The sequence below is a fragment of the Paenibacillus lactis genome, from assembly GCF_017873605.1.
Taxonomy (GTDB): Bacteria; Bacillota; Bacilli; order Paenibacillales; family Paenibacillaceae; genus Paenibacillus_AQ; species Paenibacillus_AQ lactis.
Genome location: NZ_JAGGKI010000002.1, coordinates 503,282 through 526,367, shown reverse-complemented (window position 1 = coordinate 526,367; position 23,086 = coordinate 503,282). Strand labels below are relative to the sequence as shown.

23 protein-coding genes are annotated in these 23,086 nt (G+C 47.4%); 17 read left to right on the top strand and 6 right to left on the bottom strand.

The window, feature by feature from the left end; genetic code table 11:
• Window positions 1-43: 43 nt before the first annotated feature.
• Window positions 44-568 carry a ferritin-like domain-containing protein gene (locus J2Z18_RS05215; RefSeq protein ID WP_245255848.1) on the bottom strand — a complete coding sequence of 175 codons (525 nt, stop codon included), beginning with the start codon at window positions 566-568 and terminating at the stop codon, window positions 44-46.
• A gap of 322 nt (window positions 569-890) precedes the next feature.
• Between J2Z18_RS05215 and J2Z18_RS05210 the strand changes: the two genes are divergently transcribed.
• The gene (locus J2Z18_RS05210; protein ID WP_210094305.1) at window positions 891-1,391 is read left to right on the top strand and encodes an MBL fold metallo-hydrolase; all 501 of its coding nucleotides are present in this window, start codon (window positions 891-893) and stop codon (window positions 1,389-1,391) included.
• 136 nt (window positions 1,392-1,527) lie between these two features.
• The gene (locus tag J2Z18_RS05205; protein WP_210094304.1) at window positions 1,528-1,671 is read left to right on the top strand and encodes a hypothetical protein; all 144 of its coding nucleotides are present in this window, start codon (window positions 1,528-1,530) and stop codon (window positions 1,669-1,671) included.
• A gap of 143 nt (window positions 1,672-1,814) precedes the next feature.
• Here J2Z18_RS05205 and J2Z18_RS05200 read toward each other — a convergent pair whose 3' ends face one another.
• The gene (locus tag J2Z18_RS05200) at window positions 1,815-1,994 is read right to left on the bottom strand and encodes a hypothetical protein (protein WP_210094303.1); all 180 of its coding nucleotides are present in this window, start codon (window positions 1,992-1,994) and stop codon (window positions 1,815-1,817) included.
• A gap of 309 nt (window positions 1,995-2,303) precedes the next feature.
• On the opposite strand from J2Z18_RS05200, the gene J2Z18_RS05195 reads away from it, so the two are divergent.
• The 3 genes from J2Z18_RS05195 to J2Z18_RS05185 all read left to right on the top strand — a co-directional run bounded on the left by J2Z18_RS05195 (window position 2,304) and on the right by J2Z18_RS05185 (window position 5,491).
• Complete coding sequence (locus tag J2Z18_RS05195; RefSeq protein WP_210094302.1) at window positions 2,304-3,161, top strand: MATE family efflux transporter; 858 nt, start codon at window positions 2,304-2,306, stop codon at window positions 3,159-3,161.
• 473 nt (window positions 3,162-3,634) lie between these two features.
• Window positions 3,635-4,360, top strand: coding sequence for a divergent polysaccharide deacetylase family protein (locus J2Z18_RS05190; RefSeq protein WP_376773062.1), 726 nt, complete (start codon window positions 3,635-3,637; stop codon window positions 4,358-4,360).
• Between the two features lie 681 nt (window positions 4,361-5,041).
• Window positions 5,042-5,491, top strand: a complete 450-nt coding sequence (locus J2Z18_RS05185) for an Hsp20/alpha crystallin family protein (RefSeq protein ID WP_007132667.1) — start codon at window positions 5,042-5,044, stop codon at window positions 5,489-5,491.
• Between the two features lie 108 nt (window positions 5,492-5,599).
• Here J2Z18_RS05185 and J2Z18_RS05180 read toward each other — a convergent pair whose 3' ends face one another.
• The 4 genes from J2Z18_RS05180 to J2Z18_RS05165 form a co-directional block, all read right to left on the bottom strand.
• Window positions 5,600-6,535, bottom strand: a complete 936-nt coding sequence (locus J2Z18_RS05180) for an aldolase (protein ID WP_210094300.1) — start codon at window positions 6,533-6,535, stop codon at window positions 5,600-5,602.
• Between the two features lie 98 nt (window positions 6,536-6,633).
• Window positions 6,634-6,759, bottom strand: a complete 126-nt coding sequence (locus J2Z18_RS05175; RefSeq protein ID WP_028404171.1) for a paeninodin family lasso peptide — start codon at window positions 6,757-6,759, stop codon at window positions 6,634-6,636.
• A 15-nt stretch (window positions 6,760-6,774) separates the two neighbouring features.
• Window positions 6,775-8,727, bottom strand: a complete 1,953-nt coding sequence (locus J2Z18_RS05170) for an asparagine synthase-related protein (protein WP_210094299.1) — start codon at window positions 8,725-8,727, stop codon at window positions 6,775-6,777.
• A 143-nt stretch (window positions 8,728-8,870) separates the two neighbouring features.
• A complete protein-coding gene (locus tag J2Z18_RS05165) occupies window positions 8,871-9,290 on the bottom strand; it encodes a VanZ family protein (RefSeq protein WP_210094298.1) in 420 nt (139 codons plus the stop codon).
• Between the two features lie 217 nt (window positions 9,291-9,507).
• Here J2Z18_RS05165 and J2Z18_RS05160 point away from each other — a divergent pair, with 217 nt between their 5' ends.
• The 12 genes from J2Z18_RS05160 (at window position 9,508) to J2Z18_RS05105 (ending at window position 23,037) form a co-directional block, all read left to right on the top strand.
• Entirely contained in the window at window positions 9,508-11,472 is a 1,965-nt protein-coding gene (locus J2Z18_RS05160) for a glycosyl hydrolase family 28-related protein (protein WP_210094297.1), read from the top strand.
• Window positions 11,473-11,809: 337 nt separating this feature from the next.
• Window positions 11,810-12,556: a YveK family protein gene (locus J2Z18_RS05155; RefSeq protein WP_210094296.1), complete on the top strand. Its 747-nt coding sequence runs from the start codon at window positions 11,810-11,812 to the stop codon at window positions 12,554-12,556.
• A complete protein-coding gene (locus J2Z18_RS05150) occupies window positions 12,537-13,178 on the top strand; it encodes a CpsD/CapB family tyrosine-protein kinase (protein WP_210094295.1) in 642 nt (213 codons plus the stop codon). The genes J2Z18_RS05155 and J2Z18_RS05150 overlap by 20 nt, the downstream gene beginning before the upstream one ends.
• 309 nt (window positions 13,179-13,487) lie before the next feature.
• Complete coding sequence (gene galU, locus J2Z18_RS05145; protein WP_210094294.1) at window positions 13,488-14,378, top strand: UTP--glucose-1-phosphate uridylyltransferase GalU; 891 nt, start codon at window positions 13,488-13,490, stop codon at window positions 14,376-14,378.
• A 15-nt stretch (window positions 14,379-14,393) separates the two neighbouring features.
• A complete protein-coding gene (locus J2Z18_RS05140; RefSeq protein ID WP_210094293.1) occupies window positions 14,394-15,092 on the top strand; it encodes a sugar transferase in 699 nt (232 codons plus the stop codon).
• 18 nt (window positions 15,093-15,110) lie between these two features.
• Window positions 15,111-16,040, top strand: a complete 930-nt coding sequence (locus J2Z18_RS05135; protein ID WP_244869059.1) for a glycosyltransferase family 2 protein — start codon at window positions 15,111-15,113, stop codon at window positions 16,038-16,040.
• Complete coding sequence (locus J2Z18_RS05130) at window positions 16,019-17,434, top strand: O-antigen ligase family protein (RefSeq protein WP_245255872.1); 1,416 nt, start codon at window positions 16,019-16,021, stop codon at window positions 17,432-17,434. Before J2Z18_RS05135 ends, J2Z18_RS05130 begins: the two co-directional genes overlap by 22 nt.
• A gap of 145 nt (window positions 17,435-17,579) precedes the next feature.
• Window positions 17,580-18,227 carry an SGNH/GDSL hydrolase family protein gene (locus J2Z18_RS05125; RefSeq protein WP_376773059.1) on the top strand — a complete coding sequence of 216 codons (648 nt, stop codon included), beginning with the start codon at window positions 17,580-17,582 and terminating at the stop codon, window positions 18,225-18,227.
• Window positions 18,224-19,375: a glycosyltransferase family 4 protein gene (locus J2Z18_RS05120; protein WP_210094290.1), complete on the top strand. Its 1,152-nt coding sequence runs from the start codon at window positions 18,224-18,226 to the stop codon at window positions 19,373-19,375. Before J2Z18_RS05125 ends, J2Z18_RS05120 begins: the two co-directional genes overlap by 4 nt.
• A gap of 14 nt (window positions 19,376-19,389) precedes the next feature.
• Window positions 19,390-20,727 carry a lipopolysaccharide biosynthesis protein gene (locus J2Z18_RS05115; RefSeq protein ID WP_210094289.1) on the top strand — a complete coding sequence of 446 codons (1,338 nt, stop codon included), beginning with the start codon at window positions 19,390-19,392 and terminating at the stop codon, window positions 20,725-20,727.
• 43 nt (window positions 20,728-20,770) lie between these two features.
• Window positions 20,771-21,823: a glycosyltransferase family 4 protein gene (locus J2Z18_RS05110; protein WP_210094288.1), complete on the top strand. Its 1,053-nt coding sequence runs from the start codon at window positions 20,771-20,773 to the stop codon at window positions 21,821-21,823.
• Between the two features lie 74 nt (window positions 21,824-21,897).
• Window positions 21,898-23,037 (top strand): glycosyltransferase family 4 protein, encoded by a 1,140-nt coding sequence (locus J2Z18_RS05105; RefSeq protein WP_210094287.1) that lies wholly within the window; start codon window positions 21,898-21,900, stop codon window positions 23,035-23,037.
• Window positions 23,038-23,086: the final 49 nt, after the last annotated feature.

The window sequence follows — 23,086 nt, the reverse complement described above, 5'->3', positions numbered from 1 at the left end:
GCAACCTGATTCAATACTTCAGAACTAATGGTTATACGTATCATCAATTAGCAATATCATTCAACTTTCTTTTGAGTTCTAAATTCAAAATAAAATTATACTTACTTGCATGCTTGAGTTCATCAGTTAGTATCTCAAATACCATGTCTCGGTAATACCTGTTTAGCAGTCCTGCTCTGATATTACGGTATCTTTCTACCGCTTTTAACTCACCCATTAAAGCTTTCTCTACACCCTCATTAAATGATTCTGGCTTTTGAAATTGGACTTCCGTCGGAGACTGGATCGCTCTCCCTGTGAATGCCTCAAAGATCATACGAAACATCCTATTGTGTTTGCGTTCATCATCCCTGATACTAATTATAATTTCCCTTTCCTGCTGCGTTGGTGCCATTGAAATTAAATAATCATAAAACAACTCATCTTCTCGCTCCCCAGAAACTGCTTGTTCAATTAATGATAGTGCCTCCTCTAAAGATATGTACGAGGATTCTCCTGATGCACTACGATAATATGGATAGCCCCTTTGTATAGAACTAAGCTGATAATAACTCGGCATATTAAACATGGCTCTTACCTCCTGGTTTATTTCTTAACAACATATTCACAATTTGAAGTTAGGAATCATGTCCAAAGTTTAAAATGATTTTGAGCAAAGATTGATCTTAACCAAGCACCGGTCGTCTTAAGCCAACAGACGTCATTTCAAAATTATCTCGCGAAAGTGACAGTGTTCACGAAGCGACTTGCGTCGGATGCCGTTGATGTACAGCAAAGAAATCCTAGCGCAGATCCCGTTGCCGTCCGGCAGCTTCGTTTTTTTCCTTATGTTGGTGTTGTAGGCGCGGGGGAGGCGGTATTCGCGCAGATCGAAGCTCGCAGGCCGGAGCGTGAAACCGCGGACAACAGGAGCTGCGCGCCAAAGAACAGGAGCTTCAGATCCCTCGAACCTGCAGAACGCCAGCGCTTCAGCCGATGCATCTGCTAAGCCGCGGTCCGAATACGCGATTGTCCACCGGACGGGTGACGTATTCGATACGAAATCATACCAGGATCAGCTCACAGTACGTTATTTTTTCCTCGACCGGGAGGAGAAACCCGGCGACTCTATTTTTCTGCAAAACGCCCAACGGGCTCAACATCATGATCCACGCAGGCATTCCCGAGACAAGCTCCCAATTGGAGGAGTATATGAACGGCTGGGTGTAACCCGAATCGATTACGCCATAAATACCCGTCCTCATTATGACCATATGGGCGGATATACATCGCTGCTAAGGGCGAAAGAAATTGGCGGATTTTATATTCCGAATATTGAACACACGACCGGCACATACCGCACGGTGATGGATTTGTTTGAGCAGCATGATATATCCCGCTGCATGTGTTGAAGGACGGCGACCGCCATCAGATCGCGAGCATGTGGAGGTTGAGCTGCTGAATCGGAAAAAGGCATATCCCCGGATAAATTTGAGGATTGGTCGGCAGAGAATATCAATAAACAGTCACTCGTGATGAAGATGCACGATGGGGACAACACCTTTTTATTTGCCGGCGACTTGTACAAGTCTGGAGAATATGATCTTGCAAAGCGGCATGCTGATCATCTTAAAGCCTGGCAAAGCCATTGAGCTCATTGCGGTGAAGGAAGTCAAAGAACCGTCCTTATGAAACACTCGTACAAGGCCCCGGAAAACCGGAGGTTTATCAACAACCGGGAGTCCTAACAGGATGGCACAGCCCGTATGCTTAAATACCCGCTTTGCTTCCCACACATAATACTCATCACAATCGATTCCAGCATAAGGAAGGCCTTACATTTGAGCACGAACCAACCGGACAATAATTTGATCAATACGGTCGAGAGACTGGATGAGACGCCCGTGAACAGCTTGGACGCCCAGCACCAGCAGGCCCGCAATGATCGCCGAAAGCAAGCACTGCATGTCAGCGATGGCAAGTACAACGAAAACAAGTCCAAGAACTATCATCAAGGGGTACCCCCTCTACTCCCTTCTAGCTGTTTTTTTGTTTTTAACTACCCTGTCCCAAAAAACAATCACCTAAGAAGCGGCCGAGCACCGGTCGCTTTTCATATTGTCAAAAGTGCTACATATTTAGTGCTACATATTTATAGGGCATGTTCAGGCGGGACGTCCTCGGCATGAACATGACCCCTTAAGTGGAATTTGATTTGGTATTTGTTTCTGCTGAATGGAATCCAAACACGCGGCTGGAATGGTCACAATCCAAAAAGAGCAGGATTCCCGATTTAACTGGGGAACAGGAAGCTGGCACCAGCCTTGTTTGTGGTTCCATTATTAAGTCTGCTTCGCGGTTATCTGCAAGGCATTGAATTGTATAATGTCATTGCTTTCTCCGAAATTATAGAGCAAGCCATTCGAGTGTTCTTCATGCTGGTCATTGTTGTTCTCTATATGCCTCAAGGTCCTGCCATTGCAACCGGTAACAGCATGATAAGTACATCATTGGGTGCGATTTCTGCTTTCTTCGTATTAATTTCATATTATCTATTCGTGAATCGAAAAAGTGATCAACCTCCGCCTCGTTGGAAAGACACTAGTTTTCAAAAGGAAATAAAATGGTTCTTAAACAGCTCTCTCATTATATCTCTTACCCGATTACTGGTACCACTCTCAGATGCTTTGGACGCGATCATTATCCCTAACCGACTTCAAGCCGCTGGTTATACATCCGCAGAAGCAACGGCAATTTTTGGAGTTCTCACAGGCATGGCTGCACTTGTAGCCTATATGCCCACATTGGTCACTGCCGCGATTTCACATACATTAGCTATGAGAATGGTAGCAGATTGGGAGGCAAGAAACTTTGATGGTTTTTATCTGCGTACGAGAATAGCACTGAAGATAAGCTGGATATGGGGCTGGACAGCGAGTCTATTTCTTTATGTCTATAATGAGGAAATTTCACTTATTCTATTTGACACAATCGAAGCTGCAAAACCCATTCAATATTTATTTATCGTTCCGTTGCTTGTCGGTATACGTGAGGTCAGCACAAGCATACTTTGGGTCCAAGAGTATAAAAAAGTACCATTAATTGGATTAATCGTTGGTATAAGTATATCAATTGTCGTTCATTATTATCTTGTAGCAATACCCGGACTGAACTATTGTTAATAATTTTACTCATCATTCAGAATCTGGAATAATAACAACACAGACCATTATTCGAATGATGATTTATGTTTGTTGTAGTTTAATTTATGGAACTTTTCGTTTCAAATCTGACATATAAGTGATTATGAAGAATAACCCCATCTGAAAAAATATGGAGGGTTCTCTGGGTAAACTCATATGCAATTTTCTCAACTGAATAGAATCGAAGGAATTAATGGGTCGTACAGAATATAATCTTCATTCTTGGCTTACATATTTTTATACCTCTTCTCAAACAATACGGGTAGTTAGATTATCATGAACAGGAGTGGAGGGCTAAAGCATGAAAAAGGCATAAAAATTCGGTGATCCTGCTGTGTATGATGTGGGGGATCGTATGCGGATCACGTATTGGCTATGGGGCTGATGGGGGGGCTTTGGCTGATCCGTCTCGTCAGAAACCAACCCAAGTAAAGATAGACTCCGATGGCATCATGACTGGACAGGAAGAGAAGGCCAAATTAGCCGTCATTATCGATGATTTTGGAAATGGTCAAAAAGGGACGCAGGAGATGTTAAATTTGCCTGTCAAGATTACGGTAGCCGTGATGCCTTTTTTACCGACAAGCAAGAAAGACGCAGAGGCTGCGCATCGACATGGCCATGACGTCATTATCCATATGCCCATGGAGCCTAAGAAAGGCCGATCCTCATGGCTTGGACCGGGGGCAATTTTGAGTTCGCTTACGGATGAAGAAATTCGTCAACGAATGGAAGAGGCAATCGATTCGATTCCTTACGCCGTTGGATTAAATAATCATATGGGCTCCAAAATTACCGGAGATGAACGGGGCATGTCCATCGTGCTCGATGTCTGTAGGGCGAGAGGATTGTTCTTCATCGACAGCAAGACGAATTACCACAGCGTTGTCGGCAAACTGGCTGTAGAGAAGGGAATGCCATCCATTGCCAACGACATATTCCTGGATGATATTCATGCCGTACAGCACGTGAGCAAGCAACTCCAAACGGCGGCACAGCAAGCGGAAGAAAGAACATTTTGTATAGCGATAGGCCATGTAGGCGTGTACGGAATTCGTACGGCAGAGGCGCTGAAAAAATCCATTCCGGAGCTCCAAAAAAAAGTGGAGTTCGTCGGGATCAGCGATTTAGTCAGAGAGCATTCAAGCTGGCGGCCTAAACCCCTTCGCGCATATTAAGGCAAACGGGAACAGGAGAACCAAGGTGATGTTAGCCAATGAACCGATAATGTAGCCGAAAAAACCGATCTTGTGCAGTTCTTGTCCCAAGGTAGAAACCCATCCATTTTGGCAACAGTTAGAGAGTCATGAGCTTATGAAAGAAAATAATGTCAGATCGCTTCATTCATGGCAATGACGTTCATGGACTCACTCCTGTGGACGTTTTTTTCAAGACCGGTATGAATTTCGTAAAAGTACAGCAGATCTGCGAGGGGTAATAAGAAAAAGCCCTTTGCACCAATAAACCTTTAATCGATAAAGGCTCTGATGATGCAAAGGGCTTCTCATATTCTCTGCCCGCTTCAATTTCCAATATTCACTCTCATAGTACACATATCTTAGAATGATGACAAGCTATTTCGTAAGTAACGTAATCGTCGATCAACGGGTACAAATTCGTCGAAGTCTATTTTCGATGATGAATGGTTGATGTATATCTTCCGCGAGTGCTTAGTCTCAACAGAACGAAAAAGGTCAAAGATAGTCAAAATCAAAAATCGAATGCTAAAACACGGCCATTTCCGGCCAAAACAAGCGGATTCAGGGCCATATCGGGTTTATTCGGCTTTGTCATAACCCTTCGACGGGCATATAATGAACATGTAAGGTCAAACAAGGTCAAAGAAAGGGGAATGCATCATGTTTGATATGATTCCTTTTGGAAAACGCAGAGAGGACTCCATCAGCCAGCTGATGAAGTCATTCAATGATGTGTTTAGCAACGACTTTTTTGCACCGTTCAAGGGTTCGGCGGCGATGTCCTTTAAGACCGACATCCGTGAGACGGAGAACGCTTATCTGGTTGAAGCGGAATTGCCCGGTTTTCATAAAGACGACATTGAAATTCGCTACGAGGAGCCTTACCTGACGATTAAAGCCGTGCGCAAGGAAGCTAGCAGCGTGGAGGATTCCGATCAAAATATCATCCGGAGAGAACGCAGCTACGGCGAATACGTACGCCGCTTCCATGTTCAGCATATTGACGAAGACGGCATCACCGCATCGTTGAAGAACGGGGTGCTGAAGCTGGAAATCCCGAAACAGCCGGACACTCGTGCTAAACGGATCCAAATCCGGGATGACATGTAATCCAATTACGCGGCCTTAAGCCGCGTTTATATAAAGGGCTGCCTCCAGGGTGATATCACCAGGGGGCAGCTTTTGCTGCGTTGGAGCCATCCATAACCATGCCTAGTCTCACCTATTGTCGTCGGCACCGATCGTCGAAAGAACCAGCTCAGCCAGCTCATGAACCGTCGATTCATACAGCGGTCGTTCCAAACGGTACATGTCTATACATCCGGATAACCGTGCGGTAAAGTCAAAATGCCACTGGGTTAATCCGCTGCCCGAGAGCAGCAGATTGCGATATGTATGAAGATATAGAAGCGGAAGCCTCCCCAATCTGTCGATCGGTTGAATCCGAACCTTGTCACAATCGGATTTCACCAGTTCAAAAACACCAGCCAGCGGTACCTTGGCATTGGAGAATTGCTCTACTACAGGAATGGCATATTTGGTTTCGCGGTCGGCCAGGGGGCGATACTCAACCGAATTCATCCCGAAGGCGTCCAGGCTTTCCTGCCACAGCTTCTGCTGCGGGTAAGCAGGCGTGACAAGGGGCATATTCTGCTCATCCAGCGTGACGGCGATCACGTCATCGGTCAATAGCCGATAGCCACGCTGCAGCAGGGCTGATGCCAATGTTGATTTGCCATGTCCGGAGTGGCCGACGAAGGCGTATGCCTTATGGTCGACGACAACCGCGCTGCCGTGAAGCGGGAGGATTCTGCGCTGCAGCAAGATCGCCCCCATGCAGGATCCGAGCACGTACAGCCGAATCCGATCCTCCTCCCCATTCTTTTCGGGGGAGACCGAAATGAGTGTGCCATTTTCGATGGCAAAGATCGCAAGCTCGGGTACCCTGAACATGACCCTGTTCTCTGTACATACGAATGAGGCGTTGGCCGCGCTCGATTCCTCCAGCCATGCCTCTGCCAAATCGGCATAGCCCACGTTAATATCAGCGGAAGCTCCGAGGTTGGGGGCGGACTGCAGCTCCGGAAGGGGAATGTCACTATGTATGGTGAGCCCGAAGGCCTTATAAGCAGTTGATTTTATTGTGTGAAGCAAGGTCCTCACTCCAAAAATTCATATTCCAATAAAAGAAGATAAGCCCTTATACCCGTTCAGGCGTATAGGGGCTCACTCAGAAAAATTCCAGCTTGCTATTAGCTAGTATGGACCAATTCATCGGGATCCGGTTGTACACCGTCCGGAATTGCGTTACCAGGACCAGCCATCGTCATCTTCATGTCCAGTACCTCCAAAGCAGGCTCACTCCATTGCTTTTTCATTTGGTTCACCTCCTTTCATAAGTTTTTCTGAAGAAATCGATATAGAATCAAGCTCCGCATAAGCAGCTTAATGGAAGGGCCGTAGGCTTGATTCGTGTCCATTCCGTGACGCGCCGTTGCAAGCGCATCTTGGAGAACGGGCATATTCATGATGTCCTGCATTCTGGAATCACGGGTGAGCCGATCCAACTCATCGATAAATTGAGGCCAGTCTCTCTGCATCCGATGGATAGAGTCGGCAGCCTGAATGCCTTTGGTTCGCTGATTGAGCCGGATCGCGTCGGGAAGCCAGCCCTTGGTTGAGCGTCTGATTAAGGCGCGGTCCATCCCGTTGTGAACGAATTGTTCCATGGGTGTCGCCAGGCAGAAACGGATGACCCGCAGATCGTTGGTCGGATCGTGGCTCCAGACAGCATATCGAAGAGACATTTTGCATCCGCTCGTTCCCGTGGTGGTCCATATATAGATTCGTTTGAAATGCTGCACTCTTGCCTCCAGAGGATCACTCGGCAGATCGTCCGTCGATCCGATCCCGATAAATGCGCGGTCCTCCAGCTTATCGTAAATTCCAGTCCGTCTGGCAAAATCGGAATGTACAAGCTGCGGGAGATCATCGGTGGAGGATCCGAGCGGTGCCAGCTTCTGTAGGGAAGGAAAGGCTTTGCGGCCCAGGATGGAGTATAGCCGCTTACGACCGACACCGACATTCCGACTGTACTGATTGACCTCCCGTGTTAGCCGAATCCAGTGAAACCTCTTCATAAGCTGGGCATAGTGCTCGATCGCCGGGCCCCAAGAGATGCTGTAATTCCCTCGGGCGCCATTAAGCAGAATACCGATACCGCGCTGCTGGGCCTGTTCATAGATGCCTCGGAGCCAGAAGGAGTTATCGAAAAATTTATAAGGAGCTTCCAGGATGTCGAGCCAATCGTCAATTTCGGTAAAGGGACTGCGCCCCTGGAAATCCAAATAATGATCCTCGATATTACCTGCGAATTGCACCGTCTGCTTGATAAGAGGCCTCTCGTCCGCGAGCCTGTGCTTCGGTGTCCAATCAACGAAGTCGCTCTCAGGGACGTAGCTGAATGTATGGAGAGGACGCTGCTCTTGTTGAAGTGCCCTGGCAGCGAAGCTGACTACTGAGCCTGAGTCCAAACCGCCGCTCAGATGGGCGCCGACATGACGCCGGGTTCGGCGAAGTCTGGATGTGACGGCCTGCTGGAATACGTTCTGGAAGGCTTCTTCATACTCTTCAGACGAGTTCAGTCGCAGCGGCTCTTCATGTCCCAGGCAGTCGTATCGGCTGATGCGCAGCCGGTCGCGCTGGATGACAAAGAAGTGGGAAGGTGGGATCTGATGAATTTGGTGATACACGGTGGTTGAAGCATCAGGTGGTTCGAATACGCCGCGGATCGCCAGAAATTCGGCCAGCCACCGTTCATTAAGCTTTTTATGTACATAAGGCAAGGCGAGCAACGGATTCATAAGCGTGCAGAAGGAAAACTGCTGTTCATTCCGGTGATAATACAGGGTACGAGCCCCGGAAAAATCCCTTGCCCCATATAACAGCTGCTTGCGTTCATCCCAAATGACAAAGGCAAAATCTCCGGTCAAACGCTCCGCCATCGCCTCTGACCATTTCTCGTAAGCCAACAGCATCACTTCGCTATCCGTCATGATTGCTCTTACCGGATGCGGAACCTGCAGCTGATCCATGAGATCGTCCCGGTTGTCTAGGATGGCGTCAGCCGTAATGGCAAGCCCGCGCTGCGGATCGTAATAAGGCAGCGTCTCGTCGACTGCTTCCTCCGTAATCCATTGGGCAAGACAACCCATTATAACGTGGCTTTTGTGCCATAGAGCTCTTCGATCTGCAGGATAAGCGTCCATCGCTGACATGATGAGCTCGCCGTCCCCCAAGTGAACCGGTTGCCCATAAAAACGATAAATACCGGCAATTGCGCCCATTTATATATTCCTCCGTTATGGCCTATCCCGGCTTTATCTTCACGATTATATTTGGATACATTTCGTATCATTGACATTATATATCATGTATACGTTTTGTATCAATACATTTTCACCCGTATTATGCAATAACTTAATCCCAATCATTTTTTTAGATGTATTGCTCTGTGTTCATTCCTACGGAATATGAGACAAATCAGGTAAGCGAGACCGATTCCGAAGGCGTCGTTGATTACATCATAGATCCGCCCGCCCCTGAAGAAAAACAATTGCAAGATCTCGGTTAATGCCGCATATCCCACGCATACATAGAAGGCCATCTTGCTTTTGCCGAAGCCGGAGGCAAGCTGGGCAAGAATAAAGAAGCCTAGGAAATGACCTATTTTTCGCATGACCCAATCCGTGCTGTACCATTGAAAATCCATTTTAAAGAGCTCCGACCAATCCGGGGAGGGGTTTAGTTGAAAATTGATGATGTGATACCGGATAAGAAGCTGAAAGTTCAGTGAGCAGGTGAAGATGAAGAGAATCAAGCCCCATAGGACGGTTAGAATGGTGCGCATGAGAAAGCTCCTTTAATGAAAACGCTTCTATTATAAAAATGTATGTTGTTAGCCTTAAGTATGATGATACAAAATGTATCTTTAGATATGTATATTATAGGAGGATCGGGGCCATTGCAAGTCATAAATTGGGTGAGAGGCATGCGTCCCAAATAGGCATCTTCATCAAGCACATCCGCAAAGGAACCACTACTATGGTAGCAAGGAGGGGATCAGCATGGCCAAGGAAACGGATTTCATGAAGATGGATACATGGTCATCCACAGACCCGATCAATCCAGAGGATTTAAGCTCCAATTTCAATATGCTCGATGAGGAATTGATGGAACGCGGGATCAACGTCAAGTGGTTCGGAGCTAAGGGAGACGGCCGGACTGATGATACGGCTGCGTTTCAGGCTGCTATGGCCGTGTGCGACAAGCGGTATAGATTGTTTATTCCTGCTGGAAACTATCGGGTCAGGCAAACTATTGAGAATAACAGCCGCGGGATTTTTGGAATTGCCCCCTATGTGGACAGCGGTCAAATGGGCTCGCGAATCATCTGGGATCCAGTTGATATCGCCACTGATTTGCTTCCTTGTCTACGAATTCGAAGCTCGGGGGATAAAGCCGTGTTCGAGAACTTTTCCATTACGGGAATTTCCGAATATAACTCTAGAAATCTAGCAGCTTGGATCGATAGGAATCTATTCCAGCAAAATCGATATGACATGTTTTCGGTTGGAGCCGTTGCCATTGAAATTGCAGCCAAATCGACTCCGATCTTCAGGAATATTAGGACGTCCGGCGTTAAGGTGGGTCAGCTGCTAAACAGCACCAACGGTCACGTATATTCATATGATTGCAGCTGGAACGGACTGGTTGGTGTTTATTGCCGGGTGAACTCCGGCGATTATTTTTATCAGGGTGGTGGCATATCGGGAGCATTCTGTGGGTTATTGCTTGGAACTATATTGAATGCAGGCCATCGGGGAGGATTTGACGGCCATTTGCATCGGGTACATTTAGGATTCTCGCCATACGGCATCTACCAATGCATTGACAGTTCGCTGGATGAATATAACAGGTCTTCCTCCGTCAGAGGATTAAGCGGGATGTTCACAGGTGCCCAGTTTGAGCAATGTGGAGAAGCGGCCATCCGGCTCCTGGAGAAATCCGCCACTTCAAATTTACGGATGTTCGGCTTCGGCTTTTCCTGGTCGGTACCAGCCTATTCCGGAAACTCAGGGGTCTGGGAGTTTCCTCTGCCGGATGAACTGAAACCGCTCGAAGAGAAACAGCAGTATGCAGCTTGGTTCGGAACGGTAACGGCTCCCGTCACATTCAACGATGACTTGGGGGTTTTAAGAAAGTCTACCGCTCCCGGAGCAGCTGGTTCGGCCTATATTGATATTTTAACAGGAGACAAGGAATCCGATCTGTCTGGACTTGGCATCGATGATACGGTCATCAGGAGAAAGGTTACCCCCTTGTATAAAACGGTTGACTTGCAGGAGCGGATGAAGGAACGGGAACATCGAACTCTTATGCCGGTGTCAGCTCCTAATCTACTCTCCAATCCGGAGGTTTTATCCAATTGGACCGTGACTAATGGCGGAATGATCAGTCTTGTCACAGTGGATGAAGTACCCGTTCCCATCACGAACGAGATGAAACAGGTTATCGGCAGCCGGCCAGTTATTTTAAAGGTAACACCGAATGGGGTGTTTTCGCCCAGCCTCCGAATCAAATTCAATGCACAGCCGCTGCCGTTTCAGGGAGATGCGGGGAGAAACTTGGCCATGCAGTACTTTATTCTGGAAACGGAATACGAAAGCGGAACTTCCTACAAGTCGATTGGACGGATCTCGGCCCAAAACGCAGAGTTTATTTTTAACGACGCCGTCACGTGGAAAACGAAGGGATGGAAGCATCTGCGAGGCAGAGAGCTTGCAAGCAAGTCCGGATTGTTGCATGAATTCAACATCGGGTTTATTCCGAAGACCGGTGACACCTACATTGCGGGCGTTATGGTCACGTGGGACCATATCGGATCATATTCCCCCTACCCCCATAGCTATATGGCCGATTCGCTTGAAATCGGCGGACCAGGCAACGGATTGATTCTTACGGATTCCGTAACGAATAAAAGGTATCGCCTTTCGATGGCCAATGGCAGCTTGCAAATTACGCAGGCCTGATGAATAAAAAATCATTTTATACAGTCAGTCCCGTCGATCCCTGCATCGGCGGGGCTTATTTTGTTGCTTTCGAAAGGCTTGTAAGAAAAGGAATCATCTCCGAACTCCTCAGAAATCGAAAGCGCTAACAGCGATACATTTTGTCTCCTGTAAATGAAAATTCATGAAAATTAGCCTTGACATGATACAAAGTGTATCGTAAATTATGGGATATAAATGTATACGAAATGTAGCAAAAGAGGGGCTGCAGGCTTAGTCCTCATCCCGGTTATGCGTCGAAAGGCCTCAAGGCCAGCGTAATATCCAATTCAGATTTCAACGGGGGGCTGCTAAGGAGATGGAACTCAAGCAGTATTTTCGAATTATCCAGAAAAAATGGTGGTTGATCGCTGTAATCGTCCTCGTAGCGATGGCCGCGGCAAGTGTCAAAAGCTTCTACTTTACGACACCGATCTATGCGGCAAACGCAAAGCTGATCGTCAACCAATCATCGGGTGATGGACCACTCAATGCAAGTACGATCCAAACCAGCATTTTTCTCATTAATTCCTATAAGGAGATTATTAAGTCGTCAGCTGTCATGAATAAAGTTGTCCAGCAATATCCGGGCCTTGGCGAGAGTCCTGGGGTGCTGGCCGCTAAAATATCCGTTACTTCAGCAAGTAATTCGCAGGTCATGAATTTGGTTTACCAGGACACGTCCTACGCCAAGGCCGCCAAGGTCGTCAATGCTGTCTCCACCGTATTCAAAGAGGAAATTCCGAACATTATGAACATCGATAATATCACAATACTTAGCGAGGCCGACACGTCAGCTGCTCCTGCCCCGATTAACTTCAATCCTTTTATGAATTTGCTAATCAGCTTCGTTGTTTCCCTCGTACTGGCCATAGGGTTCGTATTCCTTCTGGATTATCTGGACGATACGCTCAAGACGGAAGCCGAAATTATTGAAATTATGGATGTTCCTGTTCTAGCCGTCGTAGGCAAAATCGGCAAAGGCGATCTGAAAAAATCAGCCAGAGGGAAAGCCGTCCAAAAACAAAAGGCAGGTGAGAGCCAATATGCGACGCTCAATCAGTGAGGGCAGCTTGATCGTATCACACAACCCTAAATCATCCATTTCAGAGGTATATCGTCTTCTTCGTACCAAAATCCCGTTTTTCTCCAAGGACCAGGAACTTAAGACGGTAATGGTAACTTCTTCTCAGCCAGGGGAAGGAAAAACCACAACCATAAGTAATCTGGCCGTTACCTACGCTCAGGAAGGCAAAAAGGTGCTTCTAATCGACGCGGATTTGCGCAAGCCCTCACTGCATCGCGTGTTTTCCCAGATAAATCATCAGGGCTTAAGTTCGCTACTGACTGGTCATTCGAGCATTCAGGAATCCGTTCAAAAGACATCGATCGACAACCTTTGGCTCCTTCCTTCAGGCCCGGTTCCTGCCAATCCCTCGGAATTAATCGATTCTTCGGGAATGCGCGAGCTGCTTCATCAGATAAAAGATCAATACGACGTCATTCTCGTCGATACGCCATCTGTCTTATCCGTGTCGGATAGCGTCATCGTCAGTGCTTTATGTGACGGCGTCATTATGGTCGCCGCGGCCGGCAAGGTAAAGAAAGATCATCTCAAGAAGGCGAAGGAACAACTGGACCATGTGAATGCCCGCATGCTCGGTATTGTCCTCAATCGGGTGGTTTAAACTCCTCTTCCACAAATGGGCACTAGCTCATCAAAGAGAAAGGCTGTAACCCTTACAACAATACAGGTAATGTCTACTGCACCTTTATCACTGTAGGCACTCGGTCACACTGTGGGTCCTAAAGGACCTTAGACATGATTGTCGAGGGTGTGATGTGAGGGTGGGTTCAATGCCCTTTTCAAGAAGTATTAGCTATGTCCTTTTCACTCGAAGAGTACATAGCTAAGCCCTTCTGCTATAGAAGCACTGATCATGGGTTATGGGATTATCGCACAAATACCATATAAAGAGTTGGAGAGTGAATGAAGGATGAAGAAAGTAAAGAAAGCCATTATTCCCGCAGCTGGGCTGGGAACAAGGTTCTTGCCTGCCACGAAGGCGATGCCGAAAGAGATGCTCCCAATCGTGGATAAGCCGACCATTCAATATATCGTTGAAGAAGCGGTGGCATCCGGGATTGAAGACATTATCATTGTGACCGGCAAAGGCAAGCGTGCTATCGAAGATCATTTTGACCATGCGTTCGAACTTGAACATAATTTGTTCAGCAAGGGGAAATTCGACTTGCTTGACGAAGTCCGCCGATCTTCGAATGTTGAAATTCACTACATACGTCAGAAGGAAGCCCGTGGACTTGGGCACGCTGTGTGGTGCGCCCGCAATTTCATCGGCGACGAGCCGTTTGCCGTGCTGCTCGGCGATGATATTGTACAATCTCAGACGCCTTGCATCCAGCAGCTTGCACAGCAATTCGAAGTGACGCAGAAATCCATGATCGGAGTTCAGACGGTTTCCCAGGATCAGACGCATCGTTACGGCATCGTCGCACCGCTAGAGCGAATCGATCGATTGTACCAAGTGGATTATTTTGTCGAGAAGCCGCCTGTTGGGCAGGCACCATCACGACTGGCCATCATGGGCAGATACATATTGACACCGGAAATTTTCGAGTTTTTGGAGCATCAGGAAGAAGGCGCCGGCGGCGAAATTCAACTGACAGATGCTATTCAAAAGCTGAACGAAACCCAAGGCGTGTACGCTTATGATTTCGAAGGAACCCGATATGACGTAGGAGAGAAGCTAGGCTTCATTATGACGACGCTTGATTTTGCGTTGAAAAACGAGGAGCTCCGAACACCTCTGCTGCAGGGGATGGAGACGATTCTCGAGAGAGAGAAGCTCATCAAAATAAATCGCTAATGAGGTGAACGACAGATGTACCCCAATCCGCAACGGAACGAAGCAGACGCAGTTTTTGAAGGAGCTTCGGACTATGCGAACTACGCATTTGATGACCAGAAATCCAAGGTCCTGTATTTGCTGATTAAGCGAGGGATGGACTTCGTGTTCGCGCTTATTGGGCTTGTTCTGCTTTCTCCGCTCTTCCTGATCGTATCGATACTCATTAAGCTTGAGGACCCGAAGGGGTCCGTTTTTTTTTATCAAACCCGTGTCGGTAAGGACGAAAAGCCGTTTCGGATGTACAAGTTCCGCTCAATGGTATCCAATGCCGAGGAACTGCTCGATAAGCTGCTGGAACAGAATGAAATCAGCGGCGCCATGTTTAAGATGAAAGAAGATCCCCGAATTACGAAAATCGGTAAATTCATTCGGAAGACCAGCATTGACGAATTGCCGCAGCTGTGGAATGTCGTTCGTGGAGAGATGTCGTTGGTAGGACCTCGCCCGGCCTTGCCAAGAGAAGTGATGCAGTACAGCAGCTATGACAAACTGCGATTGAGAGTAAGTCCCGGCTGTACGGGTCTATGGCAGGTGAGCGGACGCAACAATTTAAGTTTTCAGGAAATGCTGGCATTAGATTTGGAATATATCGAACGCCGAGGAATATGGCTGGATGTGAAGGTCATGCTTCGAACGGTCAAGATTATGGTTTTTCCGAATTCCGCCTATTAGATCGCGGGGGGATATAGAATGAACATGACAATTAGCGTCATCATTCCAACGTACAAGCGTGTGGAAGCTCTTCAACACTGCCTCGAAGGGATTCAAAGGCAAACGAGATATCCGGACGAGATTATGCTGGTCGTTAGAAATACAGATGAACGGACATTGAATTACCTTCGATCCTTGAACATCCGAAACACAAAAATTGCGCTGATTGAGGGAAGCGGCGTGATTGCCGCACTGAATGCCGGGATCAGGCAGAGTACGGGCTCGATTATCGTACTAACCGATGATGATACCGTTCCTCATACGAATTGGCTTGAACAACTTGAGCGGCATTATGCGTCGAACTCGGAAATCGGAGGCGTAGGGGGCAGAGATATCGTGTTTTTACGCGGACATGAGATTCCAGCGGGAAAACAGCAGGTTGGTATCATCAAACCCTATGGCAGAATCATCGGCAATCATCATGTAGGCATTGGCAGCGCCCGGGAAGTGGATATTCTGAAAGGTGCGAATATGAGCTTCCGAAGAGAGGCCATCTGTGGCTTAGCCTTTGACGAGCGGATGAAGGGGACGGGCGCACAGGTTCATAACGAGCTGGAATTTAGCCTGGCTGTGAAAAAGAAGGGGTGGAAGCTGATTTACGACCCTACGGTATGCGTGGATCATTTTCCGGCCGAACGTTTCGACGAGGATCAACGGAACAGCTTTAACGAGACCGCCTTTTTGAATGCGGTGCATAACGAAACGTATGCCGTATTGAAGCATTTCGGCACGTGCCATCGAGCGCTGTACGTCTTGTGGGTGCTTATAGTCGGGAGTAAGGCTTCGCCAGGAATCATTCAGTTCCTGCGGTTGCTTCCCCGAGAACGAACGGCAGCGTTAAAAAAAGTATGGCTGGCCTATAAAGGCAGATGGGATGGTTGGAGAACATGGAGAGGATCTTTGGAATAAGCGCATCGGCACTGCCAGCGGGCCTTAGGCGCTTGATCCTACTGGCGTGTGTAATCGCTCTTGGGGGGATGGTCGGCGTTGCTGGGGCGACGGGCTCGCTTCATATGAGGCTCTTGGAATTTACGCTTCTCATCCTCAGTATGATGGCGGCCCTGCGCATACACTTTAAACGCCCTCATGCGTTAGTTCCATATGCGTTGTTGATGTGGGTCGTAAGCCCGGAACTGAGGCGACTGCTCGATTGGTCCTTTCGCTCATATACCGATACATCATTAATCTCGCTCATTCCTTATTGCGTGAGCTTGACCATGTTAATTCCAATTATCAAAAACATGAAACAATTGGACCGTAAAGTGGGCATCCTCTTAAAAATTTTAGGGGCTGCCTTGATTTATGGTTTTGGCGTCGGCTTTCTAAAATACGGATTTTCATCCGTATTTGACCTATTGAATTACGTTGTGCCGTTTCTTGTCCTGGCTTATGTAAGCGTAAGCCGCTTTGGCCGGGATGTACGAGATCAATGGCTTCGCAGCTTCGGATATCTTGCCGTAATCGTTGCAGCATACGGAATCTATCAGTACATGGTCCTTCCTCCATGGGATCACTTCTGGATGACCAGTTCCGAGATGAAATCCATCGGTCCTGCGGAGCCTCAAAAATTCAGGGTATTTTCGTTGCTAAATTCCCCAGGGCCTACCGGGGTATTTCTTGCCCTGGCACTGGCCATTATGACGGTTCAAAAGAGGTGGAGGGCGTTCGGAGTAGTCGGGCTCTTGCTCGTAGCCTTCGCTCTACTGCTAACCCTTGTCCGCATTGGTTGGATTGCTTATGTTTTGATGATATTAGCCTACTTTCTTCGTTCTCAGTTAAAGAGCAAATTGCAGCTGCTTATGCTCGGGATTGTCATCGTGCTCGCCTATCAATTCCTGCTGCCTGTTCTGCCGGGGGCAAGCCAGGTGGCTTCTCGCATCGATACGTTCGGGTCCCTTGAAGAGGACCATTCCTTCAATGAGCGGCTTCATTTTTCTACGCACATCTTCTCAGCAGTTCTAGCAAATCCGGTTGGCATGGGGCTTGGCAGCTCCGGGTTAGGGGCGAAATTAACCCAGAATTCGGATACGCTGACGGTATTCGATAACGGCTATTTGAATGTATTTTATACCTTTGGTTTGCCTTTGGGGTTAGGGGTCGTTAGCGTACTCATTTACCTTCTAATTTATCTATATAAATCGAGTCGGACTGAAAGGATGTATTCTCCGATATCCTTCGCAGCTATTACAGCTACATTGTTGCTGCTTATGGGGAGCAACGTTTTAAGTGGTTTTAGCGGATTTATTCTTTTGTTGGTTATTTCGCTTGTCTACTTGCCAAGGCCAGGAGAGGAGGGAATATAGCGTGTTAATCGTTTGTTTGGGCGATTCCGTTACACAAGGGCTAGGTGTTAGTAAATATGGCAGGTCTTACGGGAATTTATTGCAAAGTAAGCTCCAATCGCTATATGCCCAATCCGTTCAACTCATGAATCTTGCAGGGAGTGCCATGCAGGTTCATGAATCCAGAATGAAATATGAAAAAAAACTGATGGAAATGCAGCCCGAGATTATTATATTCGCGCATGGAATTACGGAGTCTGTAGTCAGGGAACAGAAAAAGCATCTTAGATTTTTACCGAAACGATGGAGGAAGCCGGGCTGGATGGATCCAAGGCCTTATTTCTCAAGACGAAAGCCTAAAGTGTGGCTAGAGAAATTGGAGTCGAGTCTCCGGTGGAGGGTGAAGGTAATCCTCATTAAAACCTTGGGAGGCAGGCCATGGATGAGTGTCGATGAATTTAAGCAACACACCACGGACTTCATTCTTAACGTGCTGGGTCATAATCAAAAAACGAAAATAATCCTTCTTACCCCAGGCGATATCGAAGAAAGGTATTTCCCCGGATCTCCGGCTTCCATGCAGAAGTACCGCGATGCACTTCGGGACATTTATGAAAACAGCAAATCGACAAACCGGGTGTTCATGTGCGATTCGTCAACCAAGTTACATCGATGGGATGATTATTTCGAGGATCGCTTCCACCCGAATGAGGGAGGGCATAACAAAATTGCCGAGGCTCTCATGGACACAATCGTGAAGTACTCGCTAATAGATGATGAACGTATGCATGTAATGAGAGAGGTAAGCGGATGAAGATCTGTTTCGTTACGCACAAGGTGAAGAAGGGAGACGGTCAAGGAAGAGTCAACTACGAGGTCATCGTGAAAGCAATAACGGAGGGGCACGAAGTAAGCATTATATGCTCCGAATTGGCAGAGGAGCTCCAAGGACATCCCCAAGTGACTTGGCTTAAGAGAGGAACGAGAAGGATCCCGACGCTTCTGCTTCAATACCAGTGGTTCGCCTTGATTTCAGCAATTTGGATTTGGATGAACCGAAGCAAGATAGATCTTGTCGTGGTGAACGGTTTCATCACGTATGCCCGCTCCGACATTAACTGTATTCACTTCGTTCATAGCGCATGGATAAAGTCCTGGTATCATCCATTCCGGGAACATAAAAATGCTAGAAGCTTCTATCAATTGATTTATAACGGATTGAATGCATTCCTGGAACGGTATGCCCTAAGAAGGACGAGGCAAATTATAGCGGTGTCGCAGCAGGTCAAGCAAGAGCTGGTACAGGATGCACGGGTAGAGGCTCAACGGATTGCGGTCATTCCCAATGGAGTTGACCTGAATGAATTTTATCCCCGAACTGTAAACCGGGCCGATTATTATTTGGCCGATGATCGAACCTATGCGCTGTTCGCCGGTGATTTGAGATCGAGGAGAAAAAACCTAGATACAGTCCTGGCAGCGCTGGCCGAGGTCAAGGATATTGAGCTTATTGTACTCGGATATACCGAGAGAAGCCCGTATCCCCAGTTAGCCGAGCAGCTTGGAATTAGCGACCGTGTTCACTTCCTGGGGTACCGGCGGGATATCGCAGACATGATGTCGCTCGCCGATTTATTTATTTTTCCTTCCAGGTACGAGCCCTTCTCTCTTGTTATCCTGGAGGCGATGGCTTCTGGACTGCCCGTGATCACAAGCAACCGTTGTGGAGTTGTGGAACTGCTGTCCGATCAATCCGCCGTTGTAATTGAAGATCCGGACGATACTTCTGCGTTGGTACGGGCGCTTCGGGAACTGTCCTCTAATAAAGAGCGTTTGGAAATGATGGCGGTCAAGGCGAGGGAGGATGCGGAGAGCCATTCTTGGGAGCATATGTCCGGCAAATATTTACGATTGTTTCATTATGCGATGCATCCTAAATTTGAGACCGTTAATCAGGCCTGAAGGGATACGTATAAATGGCACTTACGAATTCAGTAAAACAAAGAGGCAGTCTTGGGAATGTTGTCCAAATCTTTGCATCCAATGTCTTTATTCTTGGATTAAATGTGCTGACAGGCATAATAATTGCAAGGTTCTTGGGGCCAGAGGGACGAGGCGAGCAAGCGGCCATGATTATGTGGCCTAGATTTCTGGCGTATTCCTTGACATTAGGGATTCCAGCGGCGCTTGTTTATTACATGAAGAAAAAAAATGAGGATCAGGGCTCCCTCTATGTAACGGCATTGTACATGAGTGTGCTGCTTGGTTTTGTGGCCATGGCGGTTGGAGCCGTGATCATCCCTGTCTGGATGAAGGGGTACTCCGGCGAAGTCGTTGATTTTGCCGTGTGGGCCTTGATCATGTCTCCAGTAGCCATGATCGGAACCATCAATACGGCAGCTTTACAGTCCAGGGGAGAGTACGGTCTTTATAATTTTATGCGATATATTCCGGTGCTCGGAACGTTGATATTATTATGTGCGCTTGTTGCAACCGGGCACGTTACGCCTTTCCTTACGTCCGTCGCATATCTCTTTCCGGCTATTCCGATCGCCGTCTGGACGACATTTAAACTCGTCTCCCGTTACAGGTTGAAGCAAAAAAACAAGGCGAAGTCCGGGAAAAAGCTGCTAGGCTACGGCATCCGTTCCTACGGAACGGACGTGGCCGGAACCTTCTCCGGGTACATCGACCAGATTTTAGTGGTAGGGCTGCTATCTCCAAGCAGCCTGGGTCTTTATGTGGTGTCACTTAACTTAGCCAAAATGTTGAACACAATTCAGGGGTCCATAACCTCGGTATTGTTTCCCAAGGCTTCGGGCCTTCAGCAGGATGAAGCTTTGCGACTAACGTTTAAAGTAACGCGCATCAGTTCGGTTATAACCTTCATGGTGGGGGCAGCGGTATTTGTAATTGCGCCCTATTTTCTGATTCTTTTATACGGCCCCTCGTTTGCGGAAGCGGTCTCTGTATTTCGGATTTTGATCTTCCAAACCGCGATTACCAGTATTTCGTGGATTTTGGCACAAGGTTTTATGTCCATCGGCAAGCCCGGAGCAGTGACCATTATTCGGATGACCACGCTTGGACTGAACGTCGTGTTTATGAATTTGTTCATACCGCTGCTGGGTATCAAAGGGGCAGCTATCTCCTTGTTGGCTACGGCTTTGATAGAATTGTCGGTCATTTTTCTGGTTTATACGTTGAAGCATCGAGTTGCAGTGCGTCATTGGATGATTTCAAAAAGCGATATCGTATGGCTTCTTGAGCGTATACGCAGGCAAAAGGGACGGAGCAATACTGAAGCCATGTGAGGAAGGTCAAAGGCACAGAAGAACAATAAGACGGGGTGATCCCTTGAATATTTTGCACATAGCAAACCATGTAAAACAGTCGGGAAACGGTATTGTTAATGTCATGGTTGACTTGGCTTGTGAACAAGCGATTCTGGGACATAGAGTGGCGGTAGCTTCCCAAGGAGGGGAGTACCTGGAACTGCTGAAACAACATCATATCGATCATTACAAGTTGGACCAAACGAGAAAGCCGATGCAGATGCTTCAGGCTTTTTTTGATTTTAGAAGCATCGTCAAACGATTCCAGCCGGACATCATCCATGCACATATGATGACAGGTGCGTTACTGTCTCGTTATTTGAAAGGTTTAAGCAAATACAAGATCGTCACGCATGTCCATAACGAATTCCAGAAGAGTGCCGATTACATGAAGGTTGGTGACACGGTAATCGCCGTCAGCCATGCTGTAGCCCAATCGATGGCCAAACGCGGAGTTCATGAAGAGAAACTCCGCGTTGTCCTTAACGGAACGATAGGCAGCAGAAGGAATACGGGCATGGAAGAAGTACAGCTCAAAGGACGTTCCATCGTTACCGTTGCAGGGCTTAATGAACGGAAGGGCATTGCAGATCTCATTATGGCGTTTAGTATCGTCTCTGAGCAATGCCCTGATTCGGAATTGTATATCGTTGGAGACGGACCGGAGAGGGAACGATTTAAAGAGATGGCTTCCCAATCGGCTCATTCTCATAAAATTCATTTTGAAGGCTTTCAGACAGATCCAAGACGATACATGTGCTCGTGCGATGTATTTGTTCTAGCATCACATAAAGATCCATTCCCGCTCGTTCTTCTTGAGGCGCGGGAGTCGGGATGCGCGATCATCGCTACCGAGGTGGACGGTATACCGGAGGCGCTGGATTTCGGGCGATCAGGCATGCTGGTTCCGCCAAAGGCACCGGAGAAGTTGGCTGCAGCGATGCTCAACATGCTGTGCGATCAGAAGCTTCGCCAGGAGTACAAACACTCCGCTCAGCAAGGTCTGGACTTCTATAAGGTGGAACGCGTCGCGAAAGAAACATTACGAATTTATGAGGAGATTCTGATTAGTTAGAACTGGGAGTGCGCTATTTATGCATACTGCAGCAGGGCAGGAGATGAAGATATGAATAATTGGAGTGAGTTTCCTTGAAAGTAGCCATGATAGCAAACTCTAATCATAATGTGAACTCAGGCGTGTCAGGAACAAGGATCGCGATTGCTGAATCGTTACGACAGCTTGGCGTACAAGTCGATACATATTTCATGGACGACTTTAAAGTATTCGATGGCGGGATCATGGACAAAATTATTTTTCCATGGAAGCTGGCCTCAAGACTGTCGAAATGGAAGGAATATGATTTGTTGGATATTGCTTCTGGAGATAGCTGGGTTTTGTCATACTTCAGAAAACGTCCAGTAATTGTATCAAGCAGTCATGGACTTGAACATCTGGCCCATAGGGAAATTTTGGAGGAACATCGTTTAGGCAATCTGCCTCTCAGCAAGAAGTACTTTATTTACTGGGGAGGTTATCGGATTTGGGAGGTATCCAAATCCTTTAAGCGAGCCGACTTCTCAATAGTCCTCAACTCCGAGGACAAACACTTCGTACAGGATCAGATTGGCAAAGATTCGTATAAAATTAGCGCCATTTTTAATGGGATCCCAAGTTATTTCTTGAATCTTCCGGTAAATGATATGGAAACAGCGAACAATGAAGTCATCCAGATAGCCCAGGTTGGGAGCTACATCCACAGGAAGGGGATATCTTATAGTGCACAGGCCCTGAATACCATCCTTGCAAAATATGCCCATGTGGAAGTTGCCTTTATGGGTACGGGCTGTGAAGATGAGAAGGTATTGGCCGACTTCGATCCCGAGGTCAGGGATAGGGTCACGACCATTCCAACGTATAAACACAGTGAGCTGCCGCACCTGCTAAGAGGCTATCATATTAAACTATTCCCGACATTATCCGAAGGATTCGGTAAAACGCTAATCGAGTGTATGGCATGCGGCTTGGCGCCAATTACGACAGATACGGCAGGACCGGCCGATATTGTAACGGATGGGGTCGATGCTCTTGTCATACCCAAGCGAAACATTGATCAAATGGTTGTCGCGATAGAGAAGCTGATACACGATCCGAGCTTGCTGAAGCAGCTTCGTTTCAACGCTTATCGCACGGCTCAGAAGTTCACTTGGGACAATGCGGCAAAAAATCGATTGGCATGTTATGAGCAGGCAATCCGTGAGATGAAGAGGGGTTATGCGCAGGAATCGTAATTCTTGTTGGTGCTAGGAGTATCCTGAGATTAAATGTTTGATTTATTCA